This window comes from Burkholderia sp. AU6039, from assembly GCF_002223365.1.
Lineage (GTDB): Bacteria > Pseudomonadota > Gammaproteobacteria > Burkholderiales > Burkholderiaceae > Burkholderia.
In genome coordinates, this window is the sequence record NZ_NKFK01000003.1 from 274,497 (window position 1) to 293,235 (window position 18,739).

General features: G+C 66.8%; 12 protein-coding genes. 9 read left to right on the plus strand and 3 right to left on the minus strand.

Annotated features, from left to right (window positions below):
• Positions 1 to 579 precede the first annotated feature (579 nt).
• The 7 genes from CFB39_RS03815 (at position 580) to CFB39_RS03845 (ending at position 14,708) form a co-directional block, all read left to right on the plus strand.
• A complete protein-coding gene (locus CFB39_RS03815) occupies positions 580 to 1,785 on the plus strand; it encodes a capsule biosynthesis protein (RefSeq protein WP_089472209.1) in 1,206 nt (401 codons plus the stop codon).
• A complete protein-coding gene (locus CFB39_RS03820; RefSeq protein ID WP_089472210.1) occupies positions 1,778 to 2,569 on the plus strand; it encodes an SDR family oxidoreductase in 792 nt (263 codons plus the stop codon). Before CFB39_RS03815 ends, CFB39_RS03820 begins: the two co-directional genes overlap by 8 nt.
• Positions 2,566 to 4,095 carry an LTA synthase family protein gene (locus tag CFB39_RS03825; protein WP_089472211.1) on the plus strand — a complete coding sequence of 510 codons (1,530 nt, stop codon included), beginning with the start codon at positions 2,566 to 2,568 and terminating at the stop codon, positions 4,093 to 4,095. Before CFB39_RS03820 ends, CFB39_RS03825 begins: the two co-directional genes overlap by 4 nt.
• A 3-nt stretch (positions 4,096 to 4,098) precedes the next feature.
• The gene (locus CFB39_RS03830) at positions 4,099 to 11,730 is read left to right on the plus strand and encodes a type I polyketide synthase (protein WP_089472212.1); all 7,632 of its coding nucleotides are present in this window, start codon (positions 4,099 to 4,101) and stop codon (positions 11,728 to 11,730) included.
• Entirely contained in the window at positions 11,727 to 12,644 is a 918-nt protein-coding gene (locus CFB39_RS03835; protein WP_089472213.1) for a UDP-3-O-acyl N-acetylglycosamine deacetylase, read from the plus strand. The genes CFB39_RS03830 and CFB39_RS03835 overlap by 4 nt, the downstream gene beginning before the upstream one ends.
• Positions 12,645 to 12,708: 64 nt before the next feature.
• A complete protein-coding gene (locus CFB39_RS03840) occupies positions 12,709 to 14,037 on the plus strand; it encodes an aminotransferase class I/II-fold pyridoxal phosphate-dependent enzyme (RefSeq protein WP_089472214.1) in 1,329 nt (442 codons plus the stop codon).
• Entirely contained in the window at positions 14,034 to 14,708 is a 675-nt protein-coding gene (locus CFB39_RS03845; RefSeq protein ID WP_089472215.1) for a GNAT family N-acetyltransferase, read from the plus strand. Before CFB39_RS03840 ends, CFB39_RS03845 begins: the two co-directional genes overlap by 4 nt.
• Before the next feature lie 144 nt (positions 14,709 to 14,852).
• Here the strand turns inward: CFB39_RS03845 and cysC are convergent, their stop codons facing one another.
• The 3 genes from cysC to CFB39_RS03860 form a co-directional block, all read right to left on the minus strand.
• Positions 14,853 to 15,449: an adenylyl-sulfate kinase gene (gene cysC, locus CFB39_RS03850; protein ID WP_089430660.1), complete on the minus strand. Its 597-nt coding sequence runs from the start codon at positions 15,447 to 15,449 to the stop codon at positions 14,853 to 14,855.
• A 169-nt stretch (positions 15,450 to 15,618) separates the two neighbouring features.
• Positions 15,619 to 16,452 (minus strand): class II glutamine amidotransferase, encoded by an 834-nt coding sequence (locus tag CFB39_RS03855; RefSeq protein ID WP_089424591.1) that lies wholly within the window; start codon positions 16,450 to 16,452, stop codon positions 15,619 to 15,621.
• A gap of 220 nt (positions 16,453 to 16,672) precedes the next feature.
• Positions 16,673 to 17,002, minus strand: a complete 330-nt coding sequence (locus CFB39_RS03860) for a carboxymuconolactone decarboxylase family protein (RefSeq protein ID WP_011351062.1) — start codon at positions 17,000 to 17,002, stop codon at positions 16,673 to 16,675.
• A 129-nt stretch (positions 17,003 to 17,131) separates the two neighbouring features.
• Between CFB39_RS03860 and CFB39_RS03865 the strand changes: the two genes are divergently transcribed.
• Complete coding sequence (locus CFB39_RS03865; RefSeq protein WP_089472216.1) at positions 17,132 to 18,079, plus strand: AraC family transcriptional regulator; 948 nt, start codon at positions 17,132 to 17,134, stop codon at positions 18,077 to 18,079.
• A gap of 103 nt (positions 18,080 to 18,182) precedes the next feature.
• Positions 18,183 to 18,626: an inner membrane protein YiaA gene (gene yiaA / locus CFB39_RS03870; protein ID WP_039361552.1), complete on the plus strand. Its 444-nt coding sequence runs from the start codon at positions 18,183 to 18,185 to the stop codon at positions 18,624 to 18,626.
• Positions 18,627 to 18,739: the final 113 nt, after the last annotated feature.

Genomic DNA, 18,739 nt, shown 5'->3' on the forward strand with positions numbered 1-18,739 from the left:
CTCGTAACCGACCAAGGTCCCTTGGGTTTGACGATGAGGCTGAGGCGAATGACGGGGGCGTGAAGCCATGCGCGTCGAGCTTCAATGGCTGATCTTGTGGCGTGCCGTCACATGTTTCGGCGTGTAAGCGTTCCTATGATGGGGTGCCCTACGGCGCGTCGTGGTTCGCCGACTCTTGAACTGGAGCGGTTGACATGTGATCGATGCGGTCTTGATTGGCATGTCGGATTCGCCACGGTGTGAGGGCAGCATCTGCGCAGTCCAGTAATGCACGAGGCGGCGAAGGGGGGGCACGACATGCGATTGGCGGGCGGATGCCGGCCCTACGTCGAGCGGCTCATCCGCAAGAATGTGACGCACGTACGAAATCGTTTTTGACGGGCGAGAGATGTCGTTTTTTTGACGACGACAGATATTTCTCGTTTGTAATGCAATGCGGTATCCTCCACACCTCCGGCGGTCATTGTCGCCTCATTCAGCCACAGAGTCTGGCGGGAAAGATTGCGTTCATTACATTTGCCTTTCTATAACATTGCGCAAACATTCCGTGCTTCTTCTGGCTTCCATTCAATAACCTAGATGCCGCGCTCGTTTCTCGTGCTGCAAGGCACTGCCTCGCTTTTTTTCTATCGACTCTCGCGTGCGCTACGGAGCAGGGGATTTGCCGTCTACCGCGTTAATTTTTGCGGTGGAGACATGCTGTATGGTGGAGTCGGGACTGTTTTAAATTATAGCGGCGGGGTCGAGGGTTTGCCGCAATGGTATGACGATATCGTGCGGCGGGAGGGGATCACCGACGTCATCATGTTCGGCGACTGTCGCGACATTCATCGCGAGATGCTGGCCGTCTCGACCGCGCACGGCCTGCGCGTCCACGTGTTCGAGGAAGGCTACGTTCGACCGCACTGGATCACGCTGGAGCGTCACGGTGTCAACGGGCGCTCGTTGCTGCCGCGCGACCCCGCATGGTATCTGCAGCAACGCGGCGTAACGCCCCCCGCCAAGCAGTGGGAGGCCACGGGCTACAACCTGTACGAGCGTGCCTTCCACGACATTACGTATCGTTTTGCGAACACGGTATGCTGGCCCCGGTTTCCGAAGTATCGCAGCCACCGACCGAAAAACGGCTTCTTCGAATATTCAGGCCTGGCCGTTCGGATGCTTCTGCAGCGCAAACATCGACGCGAAGCAGAGAGCGTTACGCGCGAGTTGCTCGACAGCGGACGGACTTACTACCTGTTTCCGCTGCAATTGAATTCGGATGCGCAAATCGTCGTGCATTCGTCTTTCGATGGGATTCGAGCAGCGATCAGCCATGTTGTGGAGTCTTTCGCGCGACACGCGCCGCAAGATGCGTTGTTGGTGATCAAAAATCACCCACTGGATACCGGCCTGATCGAGTATCGGAATTTTTCGCTTAAAATTGCGCGTGCCGCAGGCATGGAGAATCGGATTCGTTTCATCGATGCCGGCCATCTTCCGACATTGCTTGAACATGCGCGCGGGGTCGTGGTGATCAACAGCACGGTCGGCTTGTCCGCGCTGCATCACAAGCGGCCGCTGGTTGCACTTGGCTCGGCTATCTACAATTTCAGCGGCCTGACCTGGCAAGGTGATCTCGATGACTTTTGGCTTGAAGGCGTGCCGCCAGATATGGATCTCTATCACGCGTTCCTTGACTACGTGATGCATCACACCCAGATCAACGGCGATTTCTACACCCGAACCGGTATTGCGATGGCCATTGCCGGCGCGGTCGCCCGGCTAGAGCGTGCGGATGGCTAAGGCGTCGGTTCGGCACGTTGTTGTCACCGGCGCGAGCTCGGGTATCGGTCGCGCTCTTGCGCTCGCATACGCGCAGCCTGGTGCCGTACTCGGCATCGTTGGCCGGAACGAAGCGCAGCTCGAATCGACTGCCGCGGCTTGCAGGGCGCGCGGTGCGACCGTGATCGTCGGTATCGTCGACGTCCGGGAGTCCGGCCCGATTCGCGCCTGGCTGCATCGCTTCGACGATCAGTATCCGATCGACCTGCTCATCGCCAACGCCGGCGTCGCGAGTACGCTGTCCTCCGCATCCGACTGGGAAGATCTCGACCGTATTACCAGTGTCGTCGACACGAATTTCTACGGTGCGATGCACACCGTCCTCCCGATTGTCGAACGCATGCGCATCCGCAAGCATGGCCGCATCGCCGCAGTCAGCTCTCTGGCAGCCCTTCGCGGCATGGCTATATCGCCCGCATACTGCGCGAGCAAATCGGCGATCAAGGCCTACGCCGATTCCGTCCGTCCGCTTCTGAAGCGCGATGGTGTCAGTGTCTCGGTCATTCTTCCCGGCTTCGTCAAAACGTCGATGAGCGACGTGTTTCCGGGTGACAAGCCTTTCATGTGGACTGCTGATCAGGCTGCCGCATATATTCGCAGAAAGCTCGATATCGGACGTGCGGAAATCGCGTTCCCCAGCCTGCTTGCATTCGGCATGCGCATCCTGACTGTGCTGCCCATCACGCTGGCCGATGCGATCCTCGACAAGCTTTCGTATCTGCCCGGCAAGGAAGACGCAAATTGACGGGCGCAATCTGGCTCGCGTTCGCCGCTGCGGCCGGCGCGTCGTTTCTGCCGGACCGGATCGCAGTTCCGCGCGCGCCATTGCGGCGTCGCGCCGATGCGCTGCTTTTGCATGTGCTTTCGGTCGTGTTCCTTGCGTCGCTGATATTGCTCGTCACTGCGCGTCCAATCTTCTCGTCGTCCGTCGCGGTTGCGCTGGTCGGGCTCGTTGCGGTCGTGAGCAACGCAAAATATGAATCCCTGCGCGAACCGTTCGTTTTTACCGACCTCAGCCTCTTCAGCCAGTTGTTCTCGCATCCGCGGCTCTATCTGCCGTTCCTGAGCGCCGGCAAGATAGTTGCGATCGGCGTAGGGATCGTGCTGGTCGTCGCCGGCTATCTCGCCGAGGCGCCCGTCACGCCGCGTCCGGTGCTCGCGCTGGCGGTCGTGGTTGCGTTCACATTCTTACTGGCGCGATACATTGCAGCTCGCCTGCCATTGGTGCTCGACGCAGAGGAAGATCAGCGCCGTCACGGTTTTTTCGCAGTATTCATCGCATACTTGCTGAACGGCATGCGGCCCGCGACGTTCGAAGCGTTCCGGCACGTGGTCGAAGCGGGACCGTTCGCGACCGGCACGCCGGCGCTGCGCCCTGACGTCATCGTGATCCAGAGTGAATCGCTGTTCGATGTACGACGTATTTCACCAGCGATCCCCCTCACCGTGCTTTCCCATTTTGATCGGGCAAGGAACGAGGCGGTCTGTTACGGCGAGCTTTCGGTGCCGGCGTGGGGCGCAAACACGATGCGCACCGAATTCGCGATGCTGACCGGCCTGGCGTATGAGCAGCTGGGCTACGCGCGCTTTTATCCCTATGCTTTTGTGCGTCGCGCGTGCGCATCGATTGCACGGTGGTTCGGACAGGCTGGTTACAACACGGTTGCGATTCATCCGTACTACGCTGATTTCTTCGGGCGTAACCGCGTATTCCCGTTACTCGGATTCGACAAGTTTCTCGATATAGAACACTTCGCCGATGCGCCGCGAGCGGGCCCGTATATCTCCGACGCCGCTGTGCTGGACGCCGTGCTTGCCGAGCTGGAAGCCGCACGCGACAAGCCGCAATTCGTGTTCGCGATGACGATGGAAAATCACGGCCCGCTGCATCTGGAGCAGGTTTTGCCTGGGGAATCGTCTTCAAGGCATACTCTGGGCGAGGGCACTTCCTGGCGCGACCTGACTGCATACCTTCGCCATATTGAAAACGCCGACACAATGATCGGCCGCTTGCTCGATCATTTGCGCGCCAGCGATCGTGAAACAGTCGTTTGCTTTTACGGCGACCATGTTCCCGCGTTACCTCACGTATTCGAAAAGCTGGGCGTTTCTCCACAGACCAGCGACTACTTCATTTGGCGAAATTACGGCACAGATGCTCCCGAATGCCGGAATTTGGCAGCCGAAGAGCTTGGGGTGGCGCTGCTGCATGTGGTACAAGATGACGGAAATCGCGCGGAACAGCCGCACGCATCCGAGAAAGCGACATAAAAGATGAACAGTAAGATTGCAATAATTGGGGTGGCTTGTCGGTTTCCCGGAAGCGCGAACAATCTCGGCGACTTCTGGCAACTGCTGCGCGACGAACGCGACGCAGTCACCGAAATCCCCGCCGACCGCTTCGGCACCGATTTCTACCAGCACCCGTCCAAGCGCGAGCCGGGCAAGAGCTACACGTTCTCGGCCGGCGTCGTCGACAACGTCGCCGGCTTCGATGCCGCGTTCTTCGGCATTTCCCCGCGCGAAGCGGCCCAGATGGACCCCCAGCAGCGCCTGCTGCTCGAACTCGCATGGGAAGCGTTCGAGGACGCGGGCGTGCGCCCGGCCGACATGCGCGGCAGCAACTGCGGCGTCTTCGTCGGCGCCGCCAGCATGGATTACGGCAACCGCAACATGGACGACCTGAACGTGATCGATCCATATTCGGCGACCGGCAACACCCTGAGCATCGCGTCGAACCGCGTGTCCTACCTGTTCGACCTGCGCGGCCCGAGCATGTCCGTCGACACGGCTTGCTCGTCGTCGCTCGTTGCCCTCCACCAGGCCGTCAAGGCGCTGCAGTCCGGCGAAGCCGACGTGGCGCTCGCAGGCGGCGTCAACCTGCTGCTGCACCCGTTCGGTTTCGTCAGCTTCTCCAAGGCGTCGATGCTGTCGCCGCGCGGCCGTTGCCGCACGTTCGATGCAACCGGCGACGGCTATGTCCGCTCGGAAGGCGGCGCGTTCGTGCTGCTCAAGCCGCTCGATCGCGCGCTCGCCGACGGCGACACGATCCACGCGGTGATTGCCGGCTCCGGCGTGAACTCGGTCGGCCACACGCCGGGCGGCATCAGCGTGCCGGGCGCGGCCGCGCAGGCGTCGCTGCTGCGCAGCGTGTACGCGCGCGCGGGCATCGATCCGCAGTCGCTGGCGTATCTCGAAGCGCACGGCACCGGCACGGCGGTCGGCGATCCGATCGAGGCGCGTGCGCTGATCGACGTCGTGTCGGGCGAACGCCCGGCAGATCGTCCGCTGCTCATCGGCTCGGTCAAGACCAACATCGGCCATCTCGAGACCGCATCCGGCATGGCCGGGCTGCTGAAGGCCGTGCTGTGCCTGAAGCACCGTGCGGTACCGCGCTCGCTGCATTTCGTCACGCCCAATCCCGGGATCGATTTCGACGGCGGGCGTCTGCGCGTCGTCGATCGCTACATGCCGCTCGACGCGGGCGACACGCCGCTGACGATCGGCGTCAACTCGTTCGGCTTCGGCGGAACGAACGCACACGTCGTGCTGACGGAGGCGCCGGCTGCAAACGAGCCATCGACGGCCGCGCCCGAGCCGATGCACGCGCAACTGTCTCCGCTCGTCCTGACCGCGCGCAGCGCGAATGCGCTCGGCGCGCTCGCGGGCCGCTATCTGGCGATGCTCGACAACGGCGGCGACTGGCAGGCGCTGGCCGCTGCAGCCGCACGTCGGCGCCAGTGGCTGGAGCATCGCGCAATCGTCGCCCCGGCCGACCAAGCCGAAGGCCGCGCCGCGCTTGCGGCACTGGCCCAGCCGGCAGCGGAAGGGCTGCCGGCCTGCGTGGCAACCGGCCAGGCCCCGGCCGACGCGGTCCGCACCGCGCTCGTCTTCTCGGGCAACGGCTGCCAGTGGGTCGGGATGGGCAACGAACTCTATGCGGAGAACGCCGTGTTCCGCGCGGCGCTCGACGAAGTCGACGCGCTGTGGTGCGCCGATGGCAGCCCGTCGCTCGTCGACGTGATGCGCGGCGGCCCGAGCGCGGAATGGCTGGCCGGCGCGGGTGCCGAATGGCTCGCCGCGACGGAGAACGCGCAGCCGCTGCTGTTCGCGATCCAGGTCGGCATGATTCGCGTGATCGACGCGCGCGGGATGCGTTACGACGCGGCGATCGGCCATAGCGTCGGCGAGATTGCCGCGGCGTGGGTGACGGGTGCGCTGTCGCTCGCCGACGCGGTTCGCGTGATCAAGATCCGCAGCCGCGCGCAGGCGATGACGCGCGGCAGCGGCCGGATGGCGGCCGTCGGCATCGGCGATGCGGCGGCGCGTGAACTGATCGCGCGCCACGGGCTGGCGCGGCGCGTCGAGATCGCGGGCATCAACAGCCCTGACGCGGTGACGCTCGCGGGCGAGCTGCAGGGCTTGCAGGCACTGGAGGCCGCGTTGCGCGGCAGCGGCAAGTTCTTCCAGATGCTGGATCTCGACTACGCGTTCCACAGCAGCCACATGGACCGCATCGAGCCGGTCGTGCTGGCCGAACTGGCGAGCCTGCGGCCGCAGCCGGGCAACGGCACGTTCGTGTCGACCGTGACCGGCGGCGCGTTGGCCGGCACCGAGCTCGATGCGCGCTACTGGTGGCGCAACATTCGCGAGCCGGTGCGCTTCGGCGACGGCATCGCGCATCTGATCGAGCAGGGCGTCCGGCTGTTCGTCGAGGTCTCGCCGCATTCGATCCTGCGCACGTACGTGAAGCAGGCATTCGCGGCCGCCGGCGCGACGGGCGTGGCGCTGCCGACGCTCAAGCGCGATCACGGCAGTGCGGCGACGCTGCGGCAAGCGGTTCTCGCGGCGATCGCGCACGGTGCGAGCGTCGATCCCGACCGCTTCGCGCCGGGCGAAGCGCGTGCTGCATTGCCGTCCTATCCATGGCAGCGCGACCATTTCTGGCTGACGCCGACCGTCGAAGGCTACGGCCTCGTCAATCGTCGCCGCGAGCATCCGCTGCTCGGCTATCGCCTGCACGAGCACGCATTCGCGTGGGAAAACCAGCTCGATCCGGCGAAGCTGCCGATGCTGGCCGATCACGTCGTCGACGGGGGCGTGGCGTTCCCGGGTGCCGGGTACGTGGAGATGGCGCTCGCCGCGGCACGCACCTTCTTTGATACGCCGGATGCGGCGCTCGAAAACGTCGAGATCCGCACGCCGGTGGTATTCCAGCCGCAGCATGCGAAGCTGTTCCGGCTCGTGATCGAGCCGCGTACCGCGACCTTCACGATCGAGACGCGCGACCGGATGTCCGACGGTGCATGGACGCTGAACGTGACGGGGCGGATGCTGGAAAGCGGCAACACGCTCGGCGATGCGAGCGTCGTGCCGTCCGACGCGCTCGATCGTCTGCTCACGGTGCCCGCGGCCGACGGCGACACGCTGTATGCAAACACGGCGGCCATCGGCCTCAGCTACGGGCCGGCATTCCGCTGGGTCCGCACCGTGCGGGTCGCCGCGGATGACGGTGCGGCGCTGGCCGACGTTGCCGCGCCGGCAGCATGCGGCGACGCGCGGGCATTGTCCGCCTATCTGCTGCATCCGGCGCTGATGGACAGCGGGTTTCATCCGCTGTTCGCACTGCTGGCGGCGCGCGCGCGCGAAGGCGAGCATCCGGCTTACGTGCCGGTGCAGATCGGCCGGGTCGACTATCTGCGCGGCGACACGGTCGAGCGGGTGCTCGTGCGGATCGACCGGCACAGCCCGCATTCGATCGTCGCGCATTTCGAATTCCTCGACGCGCGCGGCGCGATCGTCGCGCGGCTCGGCGCATGCCGGTTCCGGCGTGTCGACCTCGTCGGCCGCCGGCAGAACCTGCCCGCGCGCTTCGTCTACCGCCTTGAAGAAGTGCCGCTGCCGGGTGACGTCAATGCAGCCGGTTTGCCGGCCCCCGACGCGTTGCTCGCGCATGCTGTCGCGCGGCTCGATGCGGCGGGGCACGCCGGCCGCCGGACGCAGCATCTGACCGAAATCCTGCCGCTGCTCGACGTGCTAACGAGCCTCTACGCGCTCCGCGCGTTCGATGCGCTCGGCGCATTCCGCGGCACATGGCAGCCGGCGGCCGGGCGTGAGGCACTGGCCGCACGTCTTGCCGACATGCTGGTCGAGGACGGTCTCGCTCATCGCGATGGCGCGCTGCTCGTGCGCGACGACGCGGCGTGCGCGGCGTTGCCGCCGCTCGACGAGCTGTGGCGCGGGCTGCTGGCCGAATCGCCGGGGCACGTGGCCGAGCTGACGCTGCTCGCGCATTGCGGCGCGGCGTTGCCGGACGTGCTGAATGGCGCGAAGGACGGCGCCCGCCTGCTGTCGCCGACCGGGCACAGCCTGGTCGAACAACTCCTGGCCGCATCGCCGACGTGGCAGCACGTGCACGCGTTGCTGACCGCAAGCGTTGAGCAGGCAGTCGATGAATGGCAACCCGCACGCCGGTTGCGTGTGCTCGAGCTGGGCGCGACGGACGGCGACGTGCTGCAGACGCTCGGCATGCATCTCGCGGCCGCGCGCTGCGATCACACAATTGCGGCGACTGCCGGTCAACTCGCCGGGTTCGACGCCGATGCGGAAGCGGCGGTGCGCACGGTTGCGTTGCAGTCGGGCGAGCGATTGTCGCTGGCGGCCGACGAAGCCGGCCCCTACGACCTGATCGTCGCGAACCGCGCGTTGAGCGGCCGGCACGATGTGGCCGACGCGCTGAATGCAATGCGGTCATGGCTGGCGCCGGGCGGATTGCTGCTGCTGGCCGAGTCGCGTCGCGGCCGTTTCTCCGACATCGTATTCGGCGCGCAGGCTTCGTCGACGGAAGCCGATGCGCCCGTGCCGCTGGCGCCGGCGGATCTCGATGCGGCGCTCGAACGCGCGGGTTTCGTCGATGTCGTGCGGCATGTCGAGCAATCGCTCGATCTGGACGGCACGCCGACGTTCGTCATCGCGCGCAACCCCGCGAGCGCCGTTGTCGCGCAACGCGGCGAGGAACCGAGCGATCTCGATACGCTTGCACGCAGCGAGCAATGGCTCGTCGTGCACGCACCGGATGCCGCCGGCAGTTTCGGCGGGCGGCTGGCCGATGCACTGGCGCGCGCGGGCTATCCGGCCGATATCGTCGACGTCACGCACGCGGCCGATGCGATCGCGTCGTTGCCGGCCGGGCGGCCGGCGCATGTCGTCTTCTGCGCGCCGGAAACGCCGCTCGCCGAATCGGCGACGGGGGATGGCCTGATGGCCGCGCAGCGTAACGGCGTGATCGCTCTTGCGGAACTCGTTCGCGCGCTCGGTGCGCAGCCGAACGCGGCCACGCGGCTGACCGTCGTCACGCGCGGCGGCGCGCCATTCGCCGGGACCGCGAATGCGCATCCGGAACAGGCCACGCTGTGGGGCCTCGGTCGCGTGCTGGCGAACGAGCATCCCGAACTCGCGTGTCGCCTGATCGACGTCGATCGGGCTGCGGACCGGATCCCCGACGCGCTGATTCGCGAGCTGACCGGCGCGGCGGTCGAGGAAGAGGTCGTCCTGGGCGCACACGGGCGGCAGGTGCCGCGCATGCTGACCGCCGCGCAGGCCGCGGCCCGCAACGATGGTGCGATCGCGCGTGCGGCCGTGCTCGCGTTCGACGCGCCGGGCTCGTTGCGCAATCTCGAATGGTTCGCGTTGCCGGAAAGCCCGCTGGGTGACGATGAGGTGGAGATCGAGCCCGTTGCCACCGGCCTCAATTTCCGCGACGTGATGTATGCGATGGGGCTCTTGTCCGATGAAGCGGTCGAGACCGGCTTCGCGGGCGCGACGATCGGGATGGAACTGTCCGGCCGCGTCGTGCGGGTGGGCAACGCGGTGACGGCATTCGCGCCGGGCGATGCGATGCTCGGCTTCGCGCCGGCTTCGTTCGCGACGCGCGTCAGGACGCGCGCGCAAGCGATCGCACTGAAACCCGAGCGGCTGTCGTTCGAGGAAGCGGCGACCGTGCCGACCACGTTCTTCACCGCGTACTACGCACTCGTCGAGCTCGCGCGTCTGCGTCGCGGCGAGCGCGTGCTCGTGCACGGCGGCGCGGGTGGTGTCGGGATCGCCGCGATCCAGCTCGCGCGCCACTTCGGCGCGGAAGTGTTCGCGACGGCGGGCAGCGACGAGAAGCGCGAGTTCGTGCGCCTGCTCGGCGCGGACCACGTGCTCGATTCGCGCAGCCTCGCGTTCGCGGACGAGATTCGCGCGCTGACGGGCGGCCAGGGCATCGACATCGTGCTGAATTCGCTCGCTGGCGAAGCGATGGTGCGCAGCATCGATACGCTGCGGCCGTTCGGTCGTTTCCTCGAGCTCGGCAAGCGCGACTTCTATGAAAACAGCCATATCGGGCTGCGGCCGTTCCGCAACAACATCAGCTATTTCGGCATCGACGCCGACCAGCTGATGGGGGCGTTGCCGGAACTGACCGCGCGCCTGTTCGGCGAAGTGATGGCGCTGTTCGAGGCGGGCGTGCTGCATCCGCTGCCGTATCGCGCGTTTCCGGCCGAACGGGCGGAAGATGCGTTCCGCTACATGCAGCAGGCGCGCCAGATCGGCAAGGTGCTCGTGACCTATCCGTCCGGCACGCCGGCCCCGACGCGCGGCGTTACGCGCGCGGGCTCGCTCGCGCTCGATCCGCATGGCACGTACCTGGTGGTCGGCGGCACGGGCGGGCTCGGTTTCGCGAGCGCGCGCTGGATGGTCGAGCGCGGCGCACGCCGGCTGACGCTGGCGAGCCGTTCCGGCGAGCTCGCTGCGGCCGCACGCGAGGAAGTCGAGCGCTGGCGCACGACGCTCGGCGTCACGGTCGATGTCGTGTCGTGCGACGTGACCGACGCCGCGGCGGTCGACGCGATGATCGATGCGATCGTCCGGCGCGGCAGCCCGCTCAAGGGCGTGCTGCATTCCGCGATGTCGATCGATGACGGCCTCGTGCGCAATCTCGACGATGCGCGCATGGCCGCGGTGCTCGCACCGAAGGTGGCCGGCGCGTGGAACCTGCATCGCGCGACGCGCGCATTGTCGCTCGACCTGTTCGTGGTCTATTCGTCGGCGACGACCTATCTCGGCAATCCGGGGCAGTCGAACTACGTCGCGGCCAACACCTTCCTCGAGGCGCTCGTCGAACATCGTCGCGCGGCGGGATTGCCGGGCACGTTCATGGCCTGGGGGCCGCTCGAGGACGTCGGCTTCCTCGCGCGCCACGCGGATACGCGCGAGGCGCTGCAGTCGCGGATCGGCGGTGCGTCGATCACGTCCGACGAAGCGATGGTCGCGCTCGAACGCACGCTGGTCGCGGGCGCGGCCGGCGAGGCCGTGGTCCGGCTCGACTGGCACGCGGTAGCGCGCGGGATGCCGGCCGCGAAGGCGCGCCGGTATTCGCTGCTGCAATCGCACGCGAGCGGCGGTGATGCGCGCGACGGCGGCACGCAGTTGCGGGAAGAAGTGCTGGCGTTGCCGCGCGACGAAGCGATCGCGCTGGTGGCGCGGACGCTGCAGGCGCAGATCGCGCGGATTTTGCACATGACGCCGGATCGCATCGCGCTCGACAAGTCGGTGCTCGACATGGGCATGGATTCGCTGATGGGGATGGAACTCGGCCTCGCGGTCGAGGAAGCGTTCGAGGTCAAGCTGTCGGTGATGGCGATTGCCGAAGGCGCGTCGGTGACGACGCTGGCCGGACGTATCGTCGATTCGATCGGCGCGTCGACCGATGCGGATGCCGGTTCCGCGACGGATGCCGCGCAGGAGGCCGTCGCGGCGCTCGCGGCGAAGCATGCGATCGACGGCGAAGCGCGCGCGATGCTCGATGCGCGGCAGGCGCCCGTGGCGGGTCAGGCGTCGCCGACGCTGGAGGTCGCGCGATGAGCGCGCCGTCCGGCTGGGCGACGCGTCAGGGCACGCTGGCACGGCCGCTGGTGATCGACGGTCACGGGCTGCACACGGGGCGCCGGGTGGGCGTGCGGATCCTGCCCGGGCGTCCGGAAGAGGGCGTGACGGGCATCGCGTTCCGTCGCGTCGCGCAGGGGCGCACGCTCGCGACGCTGCCGGTCGATCCCGCGCTGCGCCGCGCGCAGCCGCTGTGCACGATGCTGCGCAATGCCGACGGCGTCGGCGTTCGCACGATCGAGCATCTGCTCGCGTCGCTGCTTGCATGCGAGATCGATCACGCGATCGTCGAGATCGATGCGGAAGAAGTGCCGATTCTCGATGGCAGCGCCGCGCCGTGGGTGGACGCCATCCGCGCGTGCGGCCGGGTCGCGCTCGATGCGCCGAAGCGCTTCATCCGCGTGCTGCGGCCCGTCGTCGTCACGGACGGCGACGGCGACCAGCGGCGCGAAATGCGGATCGAACCAGCGCCGCGTTACGAACTAAGCGTGCGCAACGACCTGCGCGGCTTCGGCGACATGCACTGGGACGGGGCGCTGACGCCGGCCGCATTCGCGACCGAAATCGCACCGTCGCGCTCGTATGGCCGCGTGAAGTGGGCCGTGCCCGCGATCGTCGCCGGCTATCTGCGCGGGGTGCCGATCCTGCGCGGTGCGCGGCCGTCGTGCACGGCGTCCATCGTCGGCAATCGCGTGCTGGGCGGGATGCGGCTGCCGGAAGAGTTCGTCCGGCATCGCGTGCTCGACCTGGTCGGCGATCTCGCGCTGGCCGGCGCGCCGCTGCTGGCGCGCGTGAGCGCACTGCGGCCGAGCCACGAGATGAATTTCCGGCTGGTGGACGCGCTGCTGGCCGAACCCGATGCGTGGCAGTGGGCCGAGTTTCCCGACGCGTGACACCACGCTTTTTCATGATGCGCGGCGTAACATAGCGCCTTTTCGAGATACAGCGAAGGAAGCAATGGCACTGGGAGAGCATCTTCGCCAGCAACTGGCGGCGAAAGCGCTGAAACGGCAACTGGAGCGCGCGACCGATGCGGCTGCGGCACCGGGCGTGCCCGGCACGCTGGCCGCGCAGACCGCATCGGCGCGCAGCCGCTTCGAATCGATGCCGCAGTATCAGCAGGTCCGAATCATGCGCGAGATGGGCGAGAAGCTGCGCGTCGACTCGCCGTTTTTCCGCGTGCATGAAGGCGTGGCCGGTGCGACGACGCAGATCGGCGGCCGCGAGTACCTGAACTTCGCGAACTACAACTACCTCGGCCTGGCCGGCGATCCGGCCGTGTCGTCGCGCGCGAAAGCCGCGATCGACCGTTATGGCACGTCGGCCTCCGCCAGCCGGATGGTCGCGGGCGAGCGTCCGGTGCAGCGCGATCTCGAGCGCGCGCTGGCCGCGTTCTACGAGACCGACGACTGCGTCGCGTTCGTGAGCGGCCATGCGACGAACGTGACCGTGATCGGCGCGCTGTTCGGCCCCGGCGATCTGGTCGTCCACGATTCGCTCGCGCACAACAGCATCGTGCAGGGCGCGCAGCTGAGCGGCGCGAAGCGGCTGAGCTTCGCGCACAACGACTGGCAGGCGCTCGACGAACTGCTGTCGCGCGTGCGCCGCGAATACCGGCACGTGCTGATCGCGATCGAAGGGCTGTACAGCATGGACGGCGATTTTCCCGACCTGCAGCGCTTCGTCGACGTGAAGACGCGCCACGGCGCATTCCTGCTGGTCGACGAGGCGCATTCGCTCGGCGTGCTCGGCGCGACCGGCAAGGGCATCCGCGAGCATTGCGGCGTCGCGCCCGACCAGGTCGACATGTGGATGGGCACGATGAGCAAGACGCTGGCCGGCTGCGGCGGTTTCATCGCCGGCTGCCAGCCGCTGGTCGACATGTTGCGGCACCTGGCGCCGGGTTTCCTGTACAGCGTCGGGCTCGCGCCGACGCTCGCCGAAGCGTCGCTGGCCGCGCTCGAGCGTCTGCAGGCCGAGCCGGAGCGCGTCGCGCAATTGCAGGCGCGCGGGCGGCAGTTCCTGACCGAGGCGCGCGTTGCCGGGTTGAACACGGGCACGAGCGCCGGGTTCGCGGTCGTGCCGGTGATCACGGGGAGCTCGCTGAAGGCCGCGCAATGGGCCAATGCGATGTTCGACGAAGGGATCAACGTGCAGCCGATCTTTTATCCGGCCGTTGAGGAAAAGGCCGCGCGGCTGCGTTTCTTCATCTGCTCGACGCATGAGCCGGAGCAGATCAGCCGGACGGTCGCCGTGTTGTCGCGTCTCGCGGGGCGCAGCGCGTGACGCTGGCCGGCGCGTTTGCGCACGCGGTGCCGCGCGCCGGTGAGCGCGTGCGGTTTCGCGCGGCGGATGCGGATGATGCGGCTGCGTGCGGGCCGCTCGTGTTTGCGTCCGGCGTGGCCGAATTCGGGTTCTTTCTCGGCGAAAGCGATGCACGCTGCGTTGCGTTTTTGCAGCAGGCGTTTCGGTCGCGTTACGGGCGTTTCTCGTGGCGCCGGCATCGTGTCGCAGCCGCCGACGACGGCACCGTGCTCGCCGTGATGGCGATCCACGACGGACAGCAGACGATGTTCGATGACGTGCATGTCGTATGGGCACTCTCGCGCTTCTTCGGCGTGCGCCGCACGATCGGCCAGTTGTTGCGCGGGCTGATCCTCGAAACGGAAATTCCGGCGCCGAAGCGTTCGCAGATCCTCGTCGCGCATTGCGCGACTGACGAACGGCAGCGCGGCACGGGGATCTTCAGCGCACTGTTTCGCGATGCGCTGGACACCGGCGCATTGCCCGCCAACGGCAGCCGCGACGTCGTGCTCGACGTGCTGACCCGCAATGTGCGGGCCCGGGCGCTGTATGAACGGCTCGGGTTCACCGCGCTGCCGCGGCCGCGTGCACGGTCGCGTCGGCTGCCCGCCGAGCTCGATTCGATCCGGATGCGGTTTTCTCGCCGCGCCTGACGGCGCGAGTGACAGCCCGTCGTGCTACTTGTGCCGCGGACTGAACGGCCGGCGGTGGGTATGTTGGCATCTTGTGCGAGCGTGGTTGCCATTCGCACGAATAGCACACCGACGCGCGTGGGATGACGTTCGATCGCGACGGCGTCAGCCGCCCAGCGGCAGTTTCCGGATGATCGCGTCCACACACTCCGAGGGACTTGCCTCGGCCGTCCTGACATGAACGTCAGGGGACTGCGGTGGCTCATAGACGGAATCGATGCCGGTAAATTGGCGAATCGCGCCTTGCCTTGCCAACGCATAGAGTCCCTTCGGGTCGCGAGCCTCTGCGACTTCGAGTGCAGTATCGACAAAGACCTCGATGAACGTACCGGCCGCAAAGCGCGCCCGCGCTTTGGCGCGCGCCTCCTGGAATGGTGAGATCAGCGCAGCGATGACGACGAATCCGGCATCCACAAGCAGCCTCGCCACCTCGGCGGTTCGCCGGATATTTTCATGGCGATCGGCATCGCTGAATCCGAGATCCCGGTTCAGCCCCTCGCGCAGGCGGTCGGCATCCAGCAGATAGGTGCGAAGTCCGCGGCCATCGAGGTGTTCCTGTAGCAAAGTCGCCAGCGTCGATTTGCCTGCGCCGGAGATACCGGTCAGCCACACCACGAAGGCGCGATCCTGTTTTCCGTCCGGACTGGTGGAGCAACCGTTCGTCGGCGTGGCGGGTGACAAATTCTTGAAATCCTGGGGCATTTCCGATGTGAGGTGCGGGCGACCGTGAAGTTGCATTCTTGGGTTCGGTTTACTCCTGGGGCGGATTGTAACGCGACGGAAAGTTTGTAATCCCTTCCTTTTTTAACGAATTGCTTCGTGCGCGTGTGTCTGATACCGCCGTCTCGATGCGGTCAACGGTATCAATGCGCTACTTGTGCCGCGGCCCGAACGGCCGCTGCTGCACATCGGCGCCCTGCGCGACGATCGCCGTGCTCTCCGGCACTTCTTCCCACGCACCCCGCAAGTCCACGAGCGGCTCGGACACGACCATGAACGCGTCGTCGCCGGCTTCGGCGATGCGCGGGTTGTGCGGATACAGCTCGTGCAGGTGCTTGAACGACGTGCTGTGGAACAGCGAGCGCGACTGCCGTTCGCTTGAATAGCGCACCGCGATGATCCGTTCGCCGTCGGTCGCGCAGATCGTCATGTTGAGCGGGTCGGCCACGCGATGCCGCGCGGCGCTTTCCTCGACCACGCCGACCATCCGCTCGAGCGCCGGCAGCGGCGTCTGCTCGAGGCCGTAGGTCAGCGCGAGGCGGAACATCAGTTCGGAGTCGGTCGAGCCTTCGAGCGTCGGGAACAGCGCGGGATCAACCTTCATCGTCAGGTCGCGGCGCAGCTTGTGGAAATCGCGGATCAGCCCGTTGTGCGCGAACAGCCAACGGCCGTGGCGGAACGGATGGCAGTTGGTTTCCTGCACGGGCGTGTCGGTGGCCGCGCGGATGTGCGCGATGAACATCCGCGAGCGGATCGCGCGTGCGGCTTCGCGCAGGTTGCGGTCGTTCCACGCGGGATGCACGGAGCGGTAGCGGAACGGGAGTTCGTCGGGGCGCCCGTACCAGCCGATGCCGAAGCCGTCGCCGTTGGTGGTCGTCGCCCCCAGCTCCGAATGCAGGCTCTGGTCGATCAGCGAATGCTTCGCGCGGAACAGGACGGTCTCGAGATGAAGCGGATTACCCGTATAGGCGAGCCAGCGGCACATGGAGCGCTCCTTCACGATGGATCGTTCGCAGCATGGTAGCCGACTTCGCGGCGCATCCGTGCCTGGGCGCACGCGGCCAGTCATTCGGGCAGGTAAGCTGGCCAATCTTCATACATCGGGCGCCCCTCCGGATGCGCGATGCGCAACCGGGCGGCCATGCAGCCCATGCGGCCAATGCGGCCGGGCGCCACCCCTGACGGTAGCACCGTGGCCGTCAGGTTCACTCGCCGAGCGCGTCCATCACACGCGCCGAATAGACGAGCGCCGCACCCGCGTTCAGCGCAATCGCGACGCCGAGCGCTTCCGCCACTTCCTCCTTGGTCGCGCCATGCTTGGCCGCTTCCGCGGTGTGCACGGCGATACAGCCGTCGCAGCGCGTCGTGACGGCAACCGCGAGCGCGATCAGTTCGCGCGTCTTCGCGTCGAGATGGCCCGTCTTGGCGCCGGCGCCCGACAGCGCCTTGTAGCCGGCCAGCGTATCGGGCGACAGCTTGGCGATCTCGCCGATGCGCGTCGAGAGTTCCTTCCGGTATTCGTTCCAGTTCAGCATGATGCGTCCTTTCGAGTAGAGGTGAGGAGGGCGGCGGATGCCGCGATCTCGGGCGATGCAGGGCTATTCTGATCGCTCGCGCTGAGGGTTTCGATACGCTAGAGTGTCAATTTTTAGCGCGATCGTCTCATGGATGCGTTGAGTCAACTCCTGTCACTGGGCCGCAGCCATGTCGAGCTCGACGTGCGCTGCCTGCTCGACGGGCCGTTCGCGATGCCGCACGACCCGCTGCCGTCCGGCGAGGCGGCGTTTCACCTGGTGCTGGCCGGAACCTGCCGGCTGCGTACCGCGGACGGGCGCACGCTGCAGCTCGCCGACGGCGATTTCGTGCTGCTGCCCGCGGGTGGCGCGCACGACCTGCTCGACGCGGGGGCCGGCCGATCGCGGCCGGCTGCGGCGCTGCGCGAACAGGGCGCCGGCGGCGGCGCGGTGCTGCCGGTCAAGTCGAATCTCGATCCGGCCGAACCGGGCGACGCGAGCGTGGATCTGCTGTGCGGGCGGTTCGTCTATGCGCGCGGCGCGGGCGAATTGCTGATGCGCACGCTGCCGCACGTGCTGCATGTCGGGTTGCGCGAGGCGTCGGGGTTCGCGCCGCTGCAACTGCTGACGAGCGTGCTGCGCACCGAGGCGTCGAACGGGCAGCCGGGCGCCGGCGCGATCGTGAACGCGCTCGGCCAGGCGCTGCTCGCGTACGCGTTGCGCGCATACGGGCGGGGTGCGCGCGTGTCGTCCGGCTGGCTGGCACTGGCGGCCGACGCGCGGCTCGGCCCGTCGGTCCAGGCCGTGCTGCAGGCGCCGGAAAAACCGTGGACGGTCGAGTCGCTCGGCGACGCCTCCGCGATGTCGCGCGCGACGTACGCACGCCATTTTCGCGAGCGGGCCGGGATGAGCGTCGGCGCGTTCGTCGCGCAGATCCGGATGATGCACGCGTGCGCGCTGCTGCAGGATACGCAGCGCGGGCAGGCGGAAATTGGGCAGGCGGTCGGCTACCAGTCCGAGGCCGCCTTCGGCAAGGCGTTTCGCGCTGTGCTCGGCACGACGCCGGGACGCTGGCGGCGGGCGCAGCGCGGCATGTAAGACTGCAAGCGCCGCTGTCGTGGCACGCGCCAAAGCTGCTACCATGCGCGAAACGCAGTTCAACGAAAACGATTTCGAACAAAAAGAAAGAGAGGGCAAAGCAATGAACCAGACCACCATCCAGCAGCCGTCGTTCGCGTTCGTGGCCGCGTCGTGGGCCGCGCTGCTCGCCGGTTTCGCGGCATTCCTGATCGGTCTCTGGAACGCCGGCATGCAGCTCAACGAGAAGGGCTACTACTTCACCGTGCTGGTGTTCGGTCTCTATGCGGCAATCTCGCTGCAGAAGAGCGTCCGCGACCGCGCGGAAGGGATTCCCGTCACCGGCATCTACTACGGCCTCAGCTGGATCGCGCTGCTGCTGTCGATCGCGCTGCTGGTCGTCGGCCTCTTCAACGCAACGCTGCAGTTGAGCGAGAAGGGCTTCTACGCGATGTCGTTTGTGCTCGCGCTGTTCGGCTCGGTCGCCGTGCAGAAGAACACGCGCGACCTGCAGAACGCGAAGCCGCGCTATACCGACGCGGAATCGGCGCCGTCCGTCCAGGAGTGACGGCACGCGAAGCGGGCGCCTTCCAGGCCGCCCGTTTTGCGACGACGGTCGTGGGCGACCCGCATTCGCCGATGCGCGGCGGGCTCCCCGCCCATGCGTTTCATCCATGCCGG